The organism is Curtobacterium pusillum (assembly GCF_007673235.1).
GTDB classification, from domain to species: domain Bacteria; phylum Actinomycetota; class Actinomycetes; order Actinomycetales; family Microbacteriaceae; genus Curtobacterium; species Curtobacterium pusillum_C.
Genome location: NZ_VDZH01000004.1, coordinates 56,040 through 72,392, shown reverse-complemented (window position 1 = coordinate 72,392; position 16,353 = coordinate 56,040). Strand labels below are relative to the sequence as shown.

Sequence of the window (16,353 nt, the reverse complement as noted above, 5' to 3'; positions counted from 1 at the left end):
GGCGGGGAACATGCCCACCGGAACCGTGAAGTGGTTCGACAGCAGCAAGGGGTTCGGCTTCATCACCCCGGACGACGGGTCGCAGGACCTGTTCGCCCACTTCTCCAGCATCGTCGTGACGACGGGTCTCCGATCCCTCGAGGGCTCGGAGCACGTGCGCTACGTGGTCGGGCCCGGTAAGAAGGGTCCGCAGGCGGACCAGATCTCGGTGATCCGCGGCTGACGTCCGTGCTTCCCGCTCGGGAGCAGTTTTCGCGCTGAGCGACAGATCACGGGCACACGCCCGCGTGATCAGTCGCTCAGCGCGAAGCTGCGTCTCCCGGGCGAATCGTGCGCGCTCCGTCAGCGAGCGGCGCGGCCTCACGCTCGAACGTCACGGAGTCGACCAGTCGCAGGACCAGTCGGATGACCACGGTGAACGGCGTCAGGGCGAAGCTGAAGGCTCCACGGAGTCCGACCTCCAGACACCACAGCGGCCCGAGCCACCTGCGCCCCGGGGTGTGTGCATCGGGGCGTGGTACGGCCGAGGACACCGCGGCGAGCACGGCCGTCGTGGCGATCAACGACCCGACGGCCAGCCCGAGCCCGGTCCGCCCGACGGCAACGGAGGCGGGCACGACGAGCGCCCAGGCGACCTCGTCGGTGTACCGCCCCGGGAGGAACACGAGAACTCCGGCCACCACAGCCGCAGCGAGCGCGACCGGAGCGAACTCCGGTCGTTGAAGCCACCGATCGACGGCATCGAGTGCTGACGTGTCCGTGACACCGAGAACGTGGAGCACGCGGTGCGCCGCGGTGGCCGGGGCGAGCACGAGTTCGTCCGATCGGCCCGACATGTTCTCGAGGATGACGCCGCCGAGCAGGGCCAGCAGCGCCACCGAGACCGTGTTCGCGACGAGCCACGAACTGAGTGACCGCAACCGACCGGTCAGGGCGCCGGTGAACGCGGCGCCGAGCAGTGTCAACGGTTCTGCCATCGCAGCCTCCTCCGTGTCGAGGATCGACCGTACCGTTGCGGACCGACACTCCGAGGCCGTGACCAGCGATGTCCTCAGGGCGTCAGCACGATCCGCCCGAACACCTCGCCGTCGTCCATCCGCCGGTGCGCCGCCGCCGCGCCCGCGAGCGGCAGGACGTCGTCGACGACCGCCGTCAGCGTGCCAGCCGCTGCCGACCGGAACAGCTCGGCCCGCTCCGCTGCCAGGGCATCGCGCGGCACGGAGTCGAGGCTGAAGGTCGCGAACGACCGCGACTGCTGGAACGCCGCGAGCAGCCGACCGCCGAAGTCCGCCGGCGGCATCCCGGCCACCGCGCCGACGAGCACGAGTCGGCCGTTCGGGGCGAGGCGGTCGAGGAAGTCGGGCATGGCGGACCCGCCGACGATGTCGAGCACGAGGTCGTAGGAGGACGGTCCGTCACCCTGCCCCTGCCGGTCGAGGACGTGGGTCGCGCCGAGTGCACGCAGCCGCTCACCGCGCGCGGGCGATCCCGCGGTCACCGCGACGGCCGATGCCCCGAGCTGCACGGCGAGCTCGACGGCGGCGATGCCGATGCTGCCGGCAGCGCCACGGACGAGGACCCGTTCGCCGGCCACGAGGTGCCCGTGCGCGAGAGCGAACCGGGCGACCGGCGCGGCGGACCCGAGCGCCACGGCGTCGATGGCGCTGAACCCGTCGTCGAGTGGTGTCAGGTCACCCACCGCGGCGACGACCCGCTCGGCGTACGCGCCGCCGACCCCCGTGAACGCCCACACCCGGCGGCCGATCCAGGCCCGGTCGACGTCTTCTGCGACGGCGACGACCGTCCCCGCTGCCTCGCTGCCGGGGACGTACCCGGGCTCGATGCCCGCACGCCCGATGGTGCCGCGGCGGATCACCGCGTCCACGCCGCCGACGCCGATCGCCTCGACCGCGATGACGACCTGACCAGGCCCCGGGACTGGGTCGGGGAGGTCGGTCGGGACGAGGCCCTCCGGGGGACCGAACCGTTCGATCGTGACGGCGCGCATGACTGCTCCTTCGACGTCCCGGGGGTCTGACCAGGACGGTGCCGACGCTAACGGACGCCCGCGTCCACTTGACTAAAGTGGGAGTGATGACCGACGACCTGTCTCACCTCCGTGCCGACGCGCAGGAGAACCGCGACCGCCTGCTGCAGGCGGCCCGCGACCTGTTCGGCGCCCGCGGCCTCGACGTCACGATGCGTGAGGTCGCTCGGCACGCCGGGGTCGGACCCGCCACGCTCTACCGGCGGTTCCCGACCCGGCAGGACCTCGTCGACGCGGCCTTCGAGGACGAACTCGAGCTGTGCCGCGCCATCGTCCTCGAGGGCGCCGCGCACCCCGACCCCTGGCACGGTCTGCGCACCGTCGTCGAGCGGACCGTCGAGCTGAACGCCCGCAACCAGGGGTTCGTCGACGCGCTCGTCGCTGCGGGGCAGGTTTCCGACCGGCTCACCCGGCACCGCGCCGAGCTCCTGCACGCGATGGCCGCGCTCGCGGTCCGGGCGAAGTCGACGGGGCAGCTCCGGTCGGACTTCGTCGTCGACGACCTGCTGCTCGTGCTGCTGGCTGCGCGGGGGCTCCGCGGCGAGGACGCGGGGGAGCGGCTCGTCGCAGCCCGGCGGTTCGCCGCGCTCGCGCTCGACTCGTTCCGGGCATCGGCCACGAACGAGCGCTTGCCCGAGCCGGCGCGCGTCGCGGGCGCTGCGCTCCGCGCAGCAGTCTGACGCGGGCGGCGCGTGGGGACCGGCCACGGGGCGGCCACCGGCCCGGCGCGACCCCCTGACGGCCTGGAGGCGCGGTGCCAGCCCGCCCCGCGCCTCCAGGCCGGTGGTCCGCGCGTTCCTTCCCAGCGCGCGTGACATGGAAGGCAGAATCGCGCATAGGAGGCTGGAAAATCCGGCTTCCTACGCGCGGAACGGCTTCCTACGCGCGGAATGGCCCCCCACGCGCGGTTCGGCCCCGCGACCGGGCACCCACGCCGGGGCCCCGAAGTCAACCCCGCGCGCGCGATCCGGCTGGCGGCTACCGTTCCCGTCGGAGCGGCCGAGATCCGGTCGTCCGGCGTCGCACCAACGACGCCATCAGTCACGTCAGGGAGTGACAGATCATGATCCAGCGCGCCACGAAACGGGCAGCACTCGCAGGAGCGATCCTCGGAGTGACACTCATCGCCGGCCCCCTCGGGGGTGGTAGCGCCGCGTCCGCAGGGACCCCGGCGCCGATCGGGAACGTCGGGAAGTTCCAGCAGCGGTTCGTCGAGGACTTCAGCACCGCGGCCGCAGCGAACGGACCCTTCGCGAAGATCTACGCGAAGTCCTGGCAGCCGTACCCGGACGGCGCCGGGGGCATGTACTCCTCCGGGTCGCAGGTCTCCGGGCACGGCGGCCTGATGGACGTCCGGCTCGACGGCGAGCACGGGGCGGCCGGGACCTTCGGGACGCCGACCGGCGCGTGGACGCACATCGGCGGCAAGTTCTCCGTCCGTGCCAAGGCGACCGGGGGCAACGGGAACGGCGCGGCGTTCATGGTGTGGCCGACGTCGAACACGTGGTCCGACGGAGAGATCGACTTCCCCGAGGGCAACTTCGACGCCACACCCATGGCGTTCCAGCACTCGATGACCCCCGGCCAGGAGGTCAACACGACGAACGCCTCGACGGGGGTCTCCTGGCGGGACTGGCACACGTACTCGGTGGAGTGGATCCCCGGGAGGTCGGTGTCGTACTCGGTCGACGGCCGGACGATCATGACCGTCACGAAGGACGTCCCGAGGACGGCGCACCGGTACATGTTCCAGGTCGGGAACTGGGGCGCCGCCGGACACCTCTACATCGACTGGGTCAGCACCTACGACTACGTCGGCTGAGCTCCGCGGCCGGCCGGAGGGGCGGGGGACAGACCGCCCCGCACACCCTCGGACTGGGTACCGTCGCACCCTCGTACTGGGGACGGAGCAGCCCGGATCCGCGTCCCCGCGCCGATTAGCGTTCACGGCGAACGGCCGACACCCGGCCGTTCCGGCGCCTCGGGACGGGCGCCGCAGGTCACCGAGGGAGTGACAGCGCATGCAGCAGCGCTCGACGGTGCGGGTGACGGTCGCGGCCGTCCTCCTCAGCGCCATGATCATCGCCGTACCGATGGGGCAGGGCTCCACGGCCGAGGCAGCCTCCGGGCCGCCGATCGGGAACATCGGGAAGTTCAAGCAACGCGTCGTCGAGAACTTCTCGACGAAGGCTCCCGCAGCGAACGGGAAGTTCGCGAAGACGTACGCGAAGAACTGGCAGCCCTACCCGGACGGCACCGGCGGCATGTACTACTCCGGCACGCAGATCAGCGCGCACGACGGCGTGATGGACGTGCTGCTCGACGGCAAGAAGGGCGCCGCGGGCACGTTCGGCACGGCGAAGGACGCGTGGACGCACGTCGGCGGGAAGTTCACCGTCCGGGCCCGGGCGGTCGGCGGCGACGGGAACGGTGCGGCCTTCATGCTCTGGCCGAACTCCAACCGGTGGGCGGACGGTGAGATCGACTACCCCGAGGGCAACTTCGAGGCGTCGCCCATGGTGTTCCAGCACTCGATGATCCCCGGCAACGAGGTCAACACCACCGAGCACTGGACGGGCGTCTCGTGGCGTGCGTGGCACACCTACTCGATCGAGTGGATCCCCGGGAAGTCGGTCACCTACCAACTCGACGGCAAGGTCATCAAGACCATCACGAAGGACGTGCCGACGACCGGACACCGCTACATGTTCCAGGTCGGCGACTGGGGGAAGTGGGGGCACCTCCACATCGACTGGTTCACCACGTACGACTACGTGAAGTGACCGGCGTCGCCGTCCTCAGTTGATGATCTCGCCCCGCTCGTCCGCACGGAGGGCGGCCAGCCGGTCCCTCCACGCCTGCAGTGCCTCTGGCGTCAGTCGTGGCCAGTCGAGCACCTCGGCGACGACCCGCAGCGGCTCGGCGCTGCGGTAGGAGCGCGTCGGGTTGCCGGGGAACTTCTTGTCGGTGACGTTCGGGTCGTCCTCGTACGCGCCGGTCGGCTCGACCTCGTAGACGCGGGGGAGCCCGTCGCCCGCTGCGAGCTCGGCGGCGAGCCCCGCACCGTCACGGAGAGCGGTGAAGTACACGTGGTTCATCACGACCTCGGGCCGGTAGTTCGAGCGGAACCCGGCGGTCAGCAGGTCGCCCACGCCGAGGTCCGCCTTCGTCCCGTGGAAGAAGGGACCGTCGTCCAGTGCGTCACTCACGGCGCCAGGGTAGCGCTGCCGATCGCCCGGACGGCGTGCCGTCCACGCTCCCACACCCGTACGCTGCCCGCATGACGTGGCAGACCGACCTCCTCGAGGGGATCCGCACACGGGCACCCGCCGGCAGCACCGTCGAGCCGTACGGTTCGGTGACCGAGCCCGGCACGCTCGACGGCTGGAGCGACGTGGACGTCGCGCTCACCCTCACGGCGGACGTCGACGCCGAGACGCTCCTCGGCGGCACACCGTGGGCGTGGCAGGAGCACCAGGACGGAGCCACGCAGACCGTCCGGCTCGTGCTCGTCGACGGGCGGCGGGTCGACCTGACCGTGCAGGGGGAGCGCGTCCGGCTGCCGGCATCCCCGGTGGACGCCTCCGTGCGGTTCGACGCCGCGCTCGCCGCGGTCCGGTTCGGCCGCGGGAACGACCTGATCGGGATGCACCTGGTGCTCGGCATCGTCCGGACGGCCCTCGTCGACGTGATGATCGCGGTCGACCGCGCGACCGGGACGGACCACCACCGGTCCGGATCGCCGCTGGACGCCCGGGCGTCGGAGGCCAGTGCGCTGCTCGCCGGACCGCTCGGACCCGAGCTGGCGCTCCGGGCCGCCGAGTTCGCGGGACGCTGCCGCTCGGAGATCGACCCCGACCACCGTGCGGACTGGTCGGGCCTCCGTGCCGTGATCGCCTCGGGCGCGGGCGGCTGACGGGCCGCACGGTCCGGGTCCGTCGCGGGGTGCACGGCATCTCCCCCTCAGGGCGGACGCGGTCGGCGGGGCCGCTCCCGTAGCGTGGCCGCCGTGATCGAAGTCGAGCACCTCACCAAACAGTACGGTCCGAAGACCGCCGTCGACGACGTCTCGTTCGTCGTGCGGCCGGGCAGCGTGACCGGCTTCCTGGGCCCGAACGGCGCCGGGAAGTCCACCACGATGCGCATGATCATGGGGCTCGACCGCCCCACCGCGGGACGGGCGACGGTGAACGGTCAGCCGTACCGGACCTTCCGCGACCCGCTCCGGCAGGTCGGCGCGCTGCTCGAGGCGAAGGCGGTGCACCAGGGTCGGAGCGCCTACAACCACCTGCTGTCCCTCGCGGCGACGCACGGCATCCCGAAGTCCCGCGTCCACGAGGTCATCGACATGACCGGCCTGGAGTCGGTCGCCAAGAAGCGCGTCGGCGGGTTCTCCCTCGGCATGGGGCAGCGGCTCGGCATCGCGGCGGCACTCCTCGGCGACCCGAAGACCCTCATCCTCGACGAGCCGGTCAACGGCCTCGACCCGGACGGCGTGCTCTGGGTCCGGCAACTCGCCCGGCGGATGGCAGCCGACGGCCGCACCGTCTTCCTGTCGAGCCACCTCATGAGCGAGATGGCGCAGACGGCGGACCGCGTCGTCGTGCTCGGCCGCGGACGAGTGCTCGCGGACGCCCCCATCCAGGAGTTCGTGGCCGGTGGCGCGGCGAACGGCGGCGGCAGTCGTGTCGTCGTCCGGACGCCCGCGCCGGACCAGTTGTTCCAGGCGATCGGCCCGAACGCGTCGATCACCCCACGTGAGGACGGCACCTTCCTGGTCGTCGGACCGGACGCCGTGACGGTCGGGAACATCGCCGCGCAGGTCGGCGTCCCGCTGCACGAGCTCACCCCGCAGGGCGCCAGCCTCGAGGAGGCCTACATGGCACTCACCCGTGACGACGTCGAGTACCGATCGGAGGGCACCCGATGACCGCCACGACCATGCCGGACACCGTCCGCCTCGGGTTCGGTCGTCTGCTCCGCAGCGAGTGGATCAAGCTCCGCAGCATCCGCTCCACGTGGTGGTGCTACGCGATCCTCGTCGTCGTGACCGTCGGCATGGCGGCACTGCTGGGCAATGCCGTCGGCGTGCCGGACCCCGACCAACCGAAGGACGCCCTGTACGGCGGCTTCGTGAACATCAACACGGTGAGCGTCAGCCTGACCGCACTCGTGGTCGGTGTCCTCGGCGTCCTGATCATCACCGGCGAGTACGGCACCGGTCAGGTCCGCTCGACGTTCACGGCCGACCCGCGGCGGACCGGTGTGGTCCTGGCGAAGGCGACCGTGCTCGCGGTGACGACGTTCGTCGTGAGCGTCGTCTCCACGTGGATCGGCGTGCTCCTGTCCGCTGCGCTGCAGTCGGCCAAGGGCGCCGAGATCGTGGTCAGTGACCCGTCGGTGTTCCTGCCGATCCTCGGTTCCTCGGTGTACGTGACGCTCCTCGCACTGCTGGCGTACGGCATCGGGCTGCTCCTGCGGTCGAGTGCCGGCGGCATCGCCGTGACGGTCGGCATCCTCCTGGTGCTGCCCATCCTGCTGTCCGGGATCGGAACCCTGATGGCACAGCAGTGGGTGCTCGACATCGCGAAGTTCCTGCCCGACCAGGCGGGGATGCAGCTCTACACGTACTCGTACACGGGCGTGCAGCAGGACGGTGTCGTGCTGAACGGCTGGGGCGGGTTCGCCGTCCTCGCGGCCGAGGTCGTGGTGGTGGGCGCGCTCGCCCTCACGGTCGCGCGCCGACGCGACGTCTGACGCGACCGTCTGCATTCCTGGAGGCGCGGTGCCAGCTGGCACCGTGCCTCCAGTCCGTCACGGGTCGCGCGTTGTCGACGGAGCAGCAATCGTCGGGTCGCCCGTCGGCACTCGACGATCGCTGCTCACTCGAGGTCAGCGCGCCGCCCCGCGTTCCGCAGGATCTCGTAGCGGTGCATCGTCACGCCGTTGTCGAAGCGGCGCTGCTCCAGCAGCTCGAGCTGCAGCGGCTCCCGGATCGCGTCGGCGGGGGAGTCGAACAGCGGCCGGCCGGCGCCGAGGACGGCCGGGTGCGTGAAGAGCAGGAGCTCGTCGAGGAGCCCGGCGGCGAGCAGCTGCGTGGCGACGTCCGCGCCGCCGACGCCGATGTCGCCCTCGGACTCCTGGCGCAGCTCGGCGAGCCGGGCGATCGCGTCGTCGCCGTAGATCGTCGTGTTGTGGTCGGCGGCCGTCCGGGAGCGTGAGACGAGGACCTTCGGCTGCTCGGTCCAGATCTCGCCGTACTCGCGGAGGTAGTCGGGCAGCGACTCGTCGGTCCGGGCGTCGGGCCAGAACGGGTTCATCATGTCGTGGATCACGCGACCCTCGACGCCCATCGTCATCGCCTTCGCTCGCTCGTTGAAGAAGCGGTGGAGCTGCTCGTCGATGCGGATCCAGTCCGGGCCGCCGAGGTCGTGGTGGTCCCCGGCCCGGGCTTCGATGAAGCCGTCGAGCGAGATGTTCATCCAGTACACGAACCGTGCGGGCATCGCTGACTCCTTCGTCGGGCCGGTCGGTGGCGTTGAGGGTACGCCACCGGCCGGCCGACGTGTCAGCGCACCTGCGGGTCGTCGATCGCCCAGTACCAGGCGTTGTCGGCGTCCGTCAGGGCCCACTGCACCCGGACCTGCTTCGCGCCGGCGGGGACGGTCACCGGCACCGAGGCGGTCTGCGCGATGTGGTCCGACGCGTACGAGGCGACCTGCCGGAAGGCACCGCCGTCGAACGAGACGAGCACGGTGGCCCGCTGCGTGCCGTCCTGCCGGTAGTGGTTGCCGAACGACACCGTCGCCGAGGTCTTGCCGGCCACCGAGTACGGCTGCGACGTGATGCGCGAGTCGAACGTCCCCGTGTGGGTCTTGTCCGCCCACTCGTCCGAGTCCGCGACGGCGAAGACCCCGCGTTCGCGGACGTTGGTCTCGCGGGACTGGTCGCGCTGGGACTGCGTCCAGAACTCGTCGGTGGTCAGGCTCCAGCCCGCCCACTCCGTCACGCCGCCCGTGCCCATGCCGGTGTTGTCGACGCTCCACCCGGACGGCATGCTGTGCGTCCACCCGAGGGTCCCGGCGGGGATGCCGGTCTCGTCGACGCGGGGTCGCAGCGCACCGACCATGGTGTCGAACGGGTCGGTCGAGACCGTCGCCAGCGGACGTCCGTCGAGGTCCGCCGGTCGTGCGACCCCGAACGTCGCGAGGACGTCGGCCGCGATGTCCACGTTCTTCGGCCGGATCGCCGGGGTCTGCTTCGCGATGCCGGGGCCGGTCTTCAGGATGAACGCCGACCGCTCCGCCGGGGTGCTGCCGCCGTGACCGCCTGCGTCGGTGTGCCCGTGGTCGGCGGTCACGATGAACGACCAACGTTCGGACGAGTACGTGGGACGGGACTGCACGGCGGCGCGGAGCTGCCCGACGTAGCCGTCGACCTCGGCGATCGCGTCGAGGTACTGCTGCGACGCGGCGCCGTACGAGTGACCGGCGTGGTCGACGTCGTCGAAGTGCACGAAGGACGCGTTCGGCCCGGTCGTCCGCAGGGTCGAGACGGCGTTCGCCGCGGCGTCGGCGTCGCTCGACGCGGCGTACCGCTGGTCGACGGTCTGGACGAGCGGAGTGCCGACGGAGCCGTCGACGATGGGGTTCCAGCTGGCGTCCGCGTAGGTCGTCAGGGCACTGTTCGCCCGCTCGAGCCGGGTGAGGAAGTCGGGGTACCGGTCGAGCCCGGTCGTGGTGCCCCAGGTGTTGCTGAGCACCCGGTGCTTGTCCGGCCAGACACCGGTGAGGTTCGTCGCCCAACCCGGGCCCGACAGGGTCGGCGCCATCGGGGAGGCGTACAGCGAGGTCTTCGACGAGTAGCCGGACGCGATCATCGCGTCGAGGTTCGGGGCGTCGGCCGCGGCGATGCGGTCGAGGAGCGCGCCGTCGATGCCGATCACGACGACGTGCTCGGTGCTGGCGGCCGCGGCCGCGGAGGGTGTGGCCGGAGCGGGTGCCGCGGCGACGGCGGTGCCGCCGACGAGGGCGGTCGCGGCGACGGTGACCGCCGCGACGGCGAGGGGGATGGTCGTTCTGGTGCGCAAGGTCGAGGCCTTTCTCGAGGTCGGACGAGCCGCCAGACCATCGGGGCCGCGTGACGGCGGGCGTTCGGCCCGGCACCCCTCCGACGAACGCCCGGTGAACCGGCACCCGCACCTGTCCGGACAGGTTGGCGCTCGCCGCCCGACCGGTGTTACCGTGCCCTCGACAGCGCCTAGGGTTCCGGGACACACCGGCCGTCTGGTCCGAGCGGCGCCACGGCCCGCCGCCGAGTGCGGACCGTCATCTGAACGGACAAAAGCCTGGAGGACCTGGTCCCGACGCGCCGCGCGCCGGGCGGAAGGTCCTGCCCGTGTCGTCGTTCGCCGTCCTCCTCGTCCTCGCCGCCGCCGTGGCGCACGCCGCCTGGAACGTCATCGCCCACGGGGTGAGCCGGATCGGGATGCCGTTCCTGTGGCTCGGCGCCGTGTCGAGTGTCGTCGTGTGGATCGGGGTCGTGCCGTTCACCGGGGGCCTCGGCACCGGGACCGTGTCGGCGTTCCTGCTCGGCATCGTCGTCTCGGCGCTCCTGCACGTGGCGTACATGCTCGTGCTTCAGCGCGGGTACCGGGTCGGACGGCTGTCCACGGTGTACGCGACGGCGCGGGGGACCGGGCCGACGATCAGCGTGGTGCTCGCGGTGACGCTGCTCGGGGAGCGGCCCTCCTGGCTCGCGCTCGTCGGAGGCCTGCTCGTCCTCGTCGGCGTCGTGGCCGTGGGCCTCGCCGACGCCGGGGCGGATCCCGGAGCCGTTGCCTCCGGTTCTGCTCCCGTGGTGGCCCGTCCACGCCGTCGCATCGACCCCGGCATCGTCGCCGGACTGCTCACCGGCGTGGCGATCGCGGCGTACACGATCTGGGACGCGCACTTCGTCCGCGGCGGAGCGGCACCGGTGGCGTTCATGGTCGGGTGCACGGCGGTGGAGGTGGTCCTGTTCGGCGCACTCCTCGGTCCCCGGCGCCGCGAGGTCCTGCCCGTCCTCCGCGCGCACTGGGGCCGGGTGCTCGCGTTCGGGGTGCTCTCGCCGCTGTCCTACATCCTCGTGCTCGTCGCGATCACGATCGCACCGGTCGCCCTCGTCGCGCCGATGCGTGAGGTCAGCGTCGTCCTCGTGAGCGTGTTCGGCGCGCTCGTGCTCCGGGAGGGTCGCGCGACGACGCGCATCGCCGCGTCGGTCGTGGTGCTCGCCGGGATCGCGCTGCTCGCGATCTGACGCGGTGCGCGCGCCGCGCCGTGCGCGCCGGGCGGCTCGCAGTGTGCGAGGTTCCGTGCGCGGTGCGAGCCGCGTGCGCTGCCACGGTGCGCGGAACCTCGCACGCTGCGCCGGGTGTGCCGCGCGCCGTGCGTGCCCTGGTGGTGCGTGTGGTCGGACTGGAGGCGCGTGGCGGCGCCGCGCCGTGCCTCCAGTCCGTAGTGTGCGAGGTTCCGTGCGCCGTGCGAGCCGTGCGCGATGCCACGGTGCGCGGAACCTCGCACGCTGCGCCGTGCGCCGTGCGCCGCACGCTGCGCCGTGCGCCGTGCGCCGCACGCTGCGCCGTGCGCCGTGCGCCTGTCCGGACAGGTGCACGCCGTGTTCACCTGCCGGACACGATCGGTGCACCGCCTGGGCACGACCCTTCACCTGTCGGCTGGCACAGTTGCGCCCGTCCTGAGCGGACACCAAGCCACCGCCCGAAAGGTCATCATGCCCATCCCCGTCCTCAAGCCCCTCGTCGCCCTCGCGGGTGCCCTGGTGCTCGCCGCCACGCTCAGCTCCTGCTCCGCCGGGTCGACGGCCGCGGCCGGCAGCGACGAGACGTCGTCGACGAAGTACGCCGTCGACGCGGACACCATCGTCTTCGGTGTCGTGCCCGACTCGGTGGACACCGAGACGAACTACCAGCCGCTGATGGACTACATCGCGAAGGAGACCGGCAAGAAGGTCGAGTACCACGAGTCGACCGACTACGCCGCGCTCATCGAGGCCAGCGTCGCCGGCAAGATCGACGTCGCCTCGTTCTCCGGGTTCACCTACGTCACCGCGAAGAACAACGGCGCGAAGATCACCCCGATCTCCTCGATCATCACCGCCGAGGGCCAGGAGCCGGGCTACTACTCCGAGGCGATCGTGCCGAAGGGCAGCGACATCACCTCGATCGAGGACTTCAAGGACAAGAAGGTCTGCTTCGTCGACCCGTCCTCGACCTCGGGCTACCTGTTCCCGAGCTACAACCTGCTCAAGGCCGGCATCGACCCGACGAAGGACGTCACCCCGGTGTTCGCCGGCAAGCACGACGTCAGCGTGCAGAAGGTCGCCGCGGGCACCGAGTGCGAGGCCGGCTTCGCCGAGGACAGCGAGGTCGAGAAGAACAAGGACGTGAAGGTCATCGACAAGACGATGGTGCCCGGCGCGCCGATCGTGGTGTCGGACACGCTCCCGCAGGACGAGAAGGACACCCTGACGAAGACGCTGTCCGAGGTCACCATCGACGACATCATCGCGGCCGGCATCACGAGCGCCGACAGCGACGGGTTCCGGAGCGTCTTCTACGGCACCAAGCCGGTCGACGACGGGTACTACGACCTGATCCGCGACATCTGCAAGACGACCAAGTCCAGCACCTGCCAGGCATGACGCGCGACGACCCGGCGGTGGAGATCACCGCACTCACCAAGCGGTTCGGTGACACCACGGCCCTCCGCGACGTGTCGCTGAGCGTGCAGCCCGGCGAGGTCGTCGTGCTCCTCGGACTGTCGGGGTCGGGCAAGTCGACGCTGCTCCGGCACGTCGACGCCCTGGAGCTCCCGACCTCCGGCAGCGTCCGCGTCGCCGGGACGGCCGTGTCGGAGCTGTCCGGGCGGCCGCTCCGCCGACTCCGGCAGCAGGTCGGGTTCGTGTTCCAGCAGTTCGAGCTCGTGCCGTCCCTGACCGTGCTCGAGAACGTGCTCACCGGGGCCCTCGCCACGCTGCGCGGCCCGCGGCTCGGCCTCTGGTCGTACCCGCGCCGACTCCGGCACCGTGCGCTCGGGCACCTCGACCGCGTCGGCCTGCTCGACCGGGCCTACCAGCGGGCGGACACGCTCTCCGGTGGCCAGCAGCAGCGGGTCGCGATCGCCCGCGCGCTCATGCAGGACCCGTCGGTGCTGCTCGCCGACGAGCCCGTCGCGTCGCTCGACCCGGAGTCGAGCGCCCAGGTGATGACGCTCATCCGGGAGATCGCCGCCGACCAGGGCCTCACCGTCCTGTGCAGCCTGCACCAGGTCGACCTCGCGCTGTCCTGGGCGGACCGGATCGTCGGACTGCGGCACGGCGGGGTCGTGCTCGACACCCGGACCGAGGGGCTGAGCAAGGCGCAGGTCATGGAGATCTACGGGCAGGTGGCCACGACGACCGACGAGTTCGCCGCGGTCGAGGCGCTGGCGGCGCGGACGGGACAGCCCGCATGACCGCCGTCACCGACCGTCCCCGGGTCCACGCGCCCCGGACCATCGCCCAGGCGGTCTCCGCCGCACCCCGGCGCCGGATCTCCCCGGAGCGGATCGCCGCCGGACTGACCCTGGTCGTCCTCGGGGTCCTCGCCTGCGTCGCCCTGGCACGCATCGACATCTCGGTGCCGAACATGATCGCGTCGTGGGCGAACGCGCAGCACTTCTTCGCGCGGGTCGGCACCGTCCGGTTCCCCGAGCTCCCGGTGCTCCTGCAGCAGACCGCGCTCACCGTCGGCCTCGTGCTGCTCGGCACCCTGCTCGCTGCCGTGCTCAGCGTGCCGATCGCGTACCTGGCCGCGGCGAACACCAGCCCGGGACGCGGATGGATCGCCGCCGCCCGGTTCGTCAGCGTCCTCACCCGGGCGGTCCCGGACGTCGTGCTCGCCATGGTGTTCGTGCTGCTGTTCACGATCGGACCGCTGCCCGGCATCCTCGCCATCGGCATCCACTCGATCGGGATGATCTCGAAGCTCTTCGCGGACGCGATCGAGCAGATCGACGAGGGGCCCCGCACCGCGATCCGCGCGACCGGGGGCAACCGCGTGCAGCAGTTCACCGCCGGTGTCCTGCCGCAGGTCCTGCCCTCCTGGGTCGCGACCGTGCTGCACCGCAACGACATCAACCTGCGCGGCTCGGTGATCCTCGGCTTCGTCGGGATCGTCGGCCTCGGCCGGGAGATGTCCTTCGCCTTCAAGTCCCTCGACTACTCGCTCGGCATCGGGTACGCCATCGTCATCTTCGCGCTCTGCGTCCTCATGGAGATCGTCTCGAGCGCCGTCCGGGCCACCATGCTCGGACGCACGAGCCGGGCGACCCGCGGACGCCCCGTGCACTTCCGGACCCCCGAGGAGGCCCTCCGCCGCCCGTGGACCGCCGCCCGCGTCCGCACCACCGTCTGGTCCTGGGTCGCCGTCCTCGTCGTCGTCGGCAGCGTCGTCGTCTGCGACATCGCCTGGGGTGACCTCGCCACGGTCTGGGGGAAGATCGCTCCGGTGGCCGCGCGGTTCTGGCCGCCGTCCTTCGGCAGCTACGGCACCTCCGTGATGCTCGGCGCCGTGTTCGACACCGTCGCCATCGCGCTCGCCGCGACCCTGCTCGCCCTCGCGGTCTCGGTCGTCATCGGGTCGTTCGCGGCCCGCAACGTCGCACCGACCCGAGGCGTCCGCGGGGGAGCGCGCCTGCTGCTCGTCGTCGTCCGCGGCATCCCCGAGACGATCCTCGCCGTCGTGCTCATCGTGATCACCGGCCTCGGCGCCCAGGCCGGCACCCTCGCCCTGGCGTTCGGCGGCATCGGCCTGCTCGGCAAGCTCGTCGCCGACTCGCTGGAGGAGGTCGCGGCCGGCCCGGAACGCGCCCTCACCGCGACGGGAGCCACCCGGTTCCAGCGCTACGCCGGGGCCACCGTGCCGCAGGGCATCCGCGCGATGCTCGGCCACACCTTCTACCTCGTCGACACGAACATCCGCGCCGCGACCATCCTCGGCGTCGTCGGGGGCGGCGGCATCGGCTACTACCTGCTCAACGCCGCACAGGGCTCGAACTACGGCACGGTGACCGCGATCGTCCTGATGATCCTCGTCGCCGTCCTGGTCGTCGAGGGCATCGCGATGTGGATGCGGCGGGTGTTCCGGTGACCGGGCGCACCGACGACCACGTCGACGTCCTCGTCGTCGGCGCCGGCATCGTCGGCCTCGGCATCGCCTACGAGGCGATGCTCCGCGGCGCGCGGGTCGCGGTCGTCGACCGCGCCGCCGGCATCGTCGGCGCCAGCGTCCGCAACTTCGGACACGCCTGCATCACCCCGCAGACGGGCGAGGCCGCGCGGTACGCCCAGGAGGCACGGCGTCGGTGGACGACGCTGGCTCCGCTCGCGGGGTTCACGGCGCGTGAGCGCGGGGCGCACGTCGTGGCGCGTCGCGCGGAGGAGCTCGCGGTGCTCGAGGAGCACCGGTCGACGGGCGCCGACCTCCGGCTGCTCGACGCCGCCGCGATCGCGGACGCCGTCCCCGTCGACGCGGCCACGGCCGTCGGGGGAGCGCACCTCCCACAGGACCTCCAGGTCGACCCCCGGGAGGCAGCACCCGCGATCGCCGCCTGGCTCGCCACCCAAGGGGTGCAGTTCCACTGGCGGACCGCTGCGCTCGGCATCGAGACCGGTGCGGTCCGCACCGCGCGCGGCGACCTCACGGCCGACCGGATCGTCGTGTGCACGAACCACGACGTCGACCAGCTGTTCCCCGCGCTCGCCGAGGCCGCCGAGGTGGTCCGCTGCCGCCTGCACATGCTCCGCGCCGCGATCCCGCTGGCGTTCCCGCTCGCGACGCCGCTGCTCACCGGGTGGTCCCTGCTCCGGTACTCCGGGTTCGCCGGCATGCCGAGCGCCGGAGCACTCCGCACCGCGCTCGCCGAGGCCCTGCCCGAGGGCATCCGCTGGGACCTCAACCAGATGTACACGTCCCCGCCGGACGGCAGCGTGATCGTCGGGGACACCCACGAGCGCGAGGCCGACGCCCCGCCGTTCCAGGACGAGGACGGCTTCCGGCTGCTCCTCGCCGAGACCGAGCGACTGTTCGGCGCCCCGGTCCGCGTGCTCGACCGTTGGCAGGGCGTGTACGCGTCCTCGCCGCGGCAGGAGTTCCTGGTGGAGCGTCCGGTGCCCGGCGTCGACGTCGTCACCGTGACCACCGGCATCGGGATGACGACCGGGCTCGGGCTCGCGCCGTTCGTCCTCGACGGAGCCTGACGGTTGGCGCG

Annotated in this window: 17 protein-coding genes; 12 read left to right on the top strand and 5 right to left on the bottom strand. The window is 71.9% G+C overall.

Annotated elements, in window-relative coordinates:
• The first annotated feature begins 10 nt into the window (after positions 1-10).
• Positions 11-223: a cold-shock protein gene (locus tag FS532_RS12015; RefSeq protein WP_144754530.1), complete on the top strand. Its 213-nt coding sequence runs from the start codon at positions 11-13 to the stop codon at positions 221-223.
• A gap of 76 nt (positions 224-299) precedes the next feature.
• Here FS532_RS12015 and FS532_RS12010 read toward each other — a convergent pair whose 3' ends face one another.
• Both FS532_RS12010 and FS532_RS12005 read right to left on the bottom strand, forming a co-directional pair.
• Positions 300-977: a hypothetical protein gene (locus tag FS532_RS12010; protein ID WP_144754527.1), complete on the bottom strand. Its 678-nt coding sequence runs from the start codon at positions 975-977 to the stop codon at positions 300-302.
• A gap of 74 nt (positions 978-1,051) precedes the next feature.
• On the bottom strand, positions 1,052-2,008 hold the full coding sequence (locus tag FS532_RS12005) for a zinc-binding dehydrogenase (protein ID WP_144754524.1): 957 nt from the start codon (positions 2,006-2,008) through the stop codon (positions 1,052-1,054).
• Between the two features lie 86 nt (positions 2,009-2,094).
• Between FS532_RS12005 and FS532_RS12000 the strand changes: the two genes are divergently transcribed.
• The 3 genes from FS532_RS12000 (at position 2,095) to FS532_RS11990 (ending at position 4,830) form a co-directional block, all read left to right on the top strand.
• Positions 2,095-2,727: a TetR/AcrR family transcriptional regulator gene (locus tag FS532_RS12000; protein ID WP_144754521.1), complete on the top strand. Its 633-nt coding sequence runs from the start codon at positions 2,095-2,097 to the stop codon at positions 2,725-2,727.
• Between the two features lie 383 nt (positions 2,728-3,110).
• The gene (locus FS532_RS11995) at positions 3,111-3,869 is read left to right on the top strand and encodes a glycoside hydrolase family 16 protein (RefSeq protein WP_144754518.1); all 759 of its coding nucleotides are present in this window, start codon (positions 3,111-3,113) and stop codon (positions 3,867-3,869) included.
• Between the two features lie 199 nt (positions 3,870-4,068).
• A complete protein-coding gene (locus tag FS532_RS11990) occupies positions 4,069-4,830 on the top strand; it encodes a glycoside hydrolase family 16 protein (protein WP_144754515.1) in 762 nt (253 codons plus the stop codon).
• A 15-nt stretch (positions 4,831-4,845) separates the two neighbouring features.
• Here FS532_RS11990 and arr read toward each other — a convergent pair whose 3' ends face one another.
• Entirely contained in the window at positions 4,846-5,256 is a 411-nt protein-coding gene (gene arr / locus FS532_RS11985; RefSeq protein ID WP_144754510.1) for an NAD(+)--rifampin ADP-ribosyltransferase, read from the bottom strand.
• Positions 5,257-5,327: 71 nt separating this feature from the next.
• On the opposite strand from arr, the gene FS532_RS11980 reads away from it, so the two are divergent.
• From FS532_RS11980 to FS532_RS11970, 3 genes are all read left to right on the top strand, one after another.
• Entirely contained in the window at positions 5,328-5,963 is a 636-nt protein-coding gene (locus FS532_RS11980; RefSeq protein WP_144754507.1) for a hypothetical protein, read from the top strand.
• Between the two features lie 93 nt (positions 5,964-6,056).
• A complete protein-coding gene (locus FS532_RS11975; protein WP_144754504.1) occupies positions 6,057-6,977 on the top strand; it encodes an ABC transporter ATP-binding protein in 921 nt (306 codons plus the stop codon).
• Complete coding sequence (locus tag FS532_RS11970; RefSeq protein ID WP_144754501.1) at positions 6,974-7,804, top strand: ABC transporter permease; 831 nt, start codon at positions 6,974-6,976, stop codon at positions 7,802-7,804. The genes FS532_RS11975 and FS532_RS11970 overlap by 4 nt, the downstream gene beginning before the upstream one ends.
• A gap of 125 nt (positions 7,805-7,929) precedes the next feature.
• On the opposite strand, the gene FS532_RS11965 is transcribed toward FS532_RS11970, so the two are convergent.
• Both FS532_RS11965 and FS532_RS11960 read right to left on the bottom strand, forming a co-directional pair.
• Positions 7,930-8,553 (bottom strand): dihydrofolate reductase family protein, encoded by a 624-nt coding sequence (locus FS532_RS11965; protein WP_144754498.1) that lies wholly within the window; start codon positions 8,551-8,553, stop codon positions 7,930-7,932.
• Positions 8,554-8,615: 62 nt separating this feature from the next.
• Positions 8,616-10,136 (bottom strand): alkaline phosphatase family protein, encoded by a 1,521-nt coding sequence (locus FS532_RS11960; RefSeq protein WP_186322015.1) that lies wholly within the window; start codon positions 10,134-10,136, stop codon positions 8,616-8,618.
• A 308-nt stretch (positions 10,137-10,444) separates the two neighbouring features.
• Between FS532_RS11960 and FS532_RS11955 the strand changes: the two genes are divergently transcribed.
• The 5 genes from FS532_RS11955 (at position 10,445) to FS532_RS11935 (ending at position 16,342) form a co-directional block, all read left to right on the top strand.
• A complete protein-coding gene (locus FS532_RS11955) occupies positions 10,445-11,344 on the top strand; it encodes an EamA family transporter (protein WP_144754495.1) in 900 nt (299 codons plus the stop codon).
• Between the two features lie 471 nt (positions 11,345-11,815).
• Positions 11,816-12,745 carry a phosphate/phosphite/phosphonate ABC transporter substrate-binding protein gene (locus tag FS532_RS11950; protein WP_144754492.1) on the top strand — a complete coding sequence of 310 codons (930 nt, stop codon included), beginning with the start codon at positions 11,816-11,818 and terminating at the stop codon, positions 12,743-12,745.
• Entirely contained in the window at positions 12,742-13,557 is an 816-nt protein-coding gene (gene phnC, locus FS532_RS11945) for a phosphonate ABC transporter ATP-binding protein (RefSeq protein WP_144754488.1), read from the top strand. The genes FS532_RS11950 and phnC overlap by 4 nt, the downstream gene beginning before the upstream one ends.
• Positions 13,554-15,233, top strand: coding sequence for a PhnE/PtxC family ABC transporter permease (locus FS532_RS11940; RefSeq protein ID WP_144754485.1), 1,680 nt, complete (start codon positions 13,554-13,556; stop codon positions 15,231-15,233). The genes phnC and FS532_RS11940 overlap by 4 nt, the downstream gene beginning before the upstream one ends.
• A complete protein-coding gene (locus FS532_RS11935) occupies positions 15,230-16,342 on the top strand; it encodes a TIGR03364 family FAD-dependent oxidoreductase (protein ID WP_144754482.1) in 1,113 nt (370 codons plus the stop codon). Before FS532_RS11940 ends, FS532_RS11935 begins: the two co-directional genes overlap by 4 nt.
• Positions 16,343-16,353 lie beyond the last annotated feature (11 nt).

Excerpts from the sequence above, each read along its gene's own strand:
- FS532_RS12015 (WP_144754530.1), top strand. The coding sequence starts at position 11 with ATGCCCACCGGAACCGTGAAGTGGTTCGACAGCAGCAAGGGGTTCGGC.
- FS532_RS12010 (WP_144754527.1), bottom strand. The coding sequence starts at position 977 with ATGGCAGAACCGTTGACACTGCTCGGCGCCGCGTTCACCGGCGCCCTG.
- FS532_RS12005 (WP_144754524.1), bottom strand. The coding sequence starts at position 2,008 with ATGCGCGCCGTCACGATCGAACGGTTCGGTCCCCCGGAGGGCCTCGTC.
- FS532_RS12000 (WP_144754521.1), top strand. The coding sequence starts at position 2,095 with ATGACCGACGACCTGTCTCACCTCCGTGCCGACGCGCAGGAGAACCGC.
- FS532_RS11995 (WP_144754518.1), top strand. The coding sequence starts at position 3,111 with ATGATCCAGCGCGCCACGAAACGGGCAGCACTCGCAGGAGCGATCCTC.
- FS532_RS11990 (WP_144754515.1), top strand. The coding sequence starts at position 4,069 with ATGCAGCAGCGCTCGACGGTGCGGGTGACGGTCGCGGCCGTCCTCCTC.
- FS532_RS11980 (WP_144754507.1), top strand. The coding sequence starts at position 5,328 with ATGACGTGGCAGACCGACCTCCTCGAGGGGATCCGCACACGGGCACCC.
- FS532_RS11970 (WP_144754501.1), top strand. The coding sequence starts at position 6,974 with ATGACCGCCACGACCATGCCGGACACCGTCCGCCTCGGGTTCGGTCGT.
- FS532_RS11965 (WP_144754498.1), bottom strand. The coding sequence starts at position 8,553 with ATGCCCGCACGGTTCGTGTACTGGATGAACATCTCGCTCGACGGCTTC.
- FS532_RS11950 (WP_144754492.1), top strand. The coding sequence starts at position 11,816 with ATGCCCATCCCCGTCCTCAAGCCCCTCGTCGCCCTCGCGGGTGCCCTG.
- phnC (WP_144754488.1), top strand. The coding sequence starts at position 12,742 with ATGACGCGCGACGACCCGGCGGTGGAGATCACCGCACTCACCAAGCGG.
- FS532_RS11940 (WP_144754485.1), top strand. The coding sequence starts at position 13,554 with ATGACCGCCGTCACCGACCGTCCCCGGGTCCACGCGCCCCGGACCATC.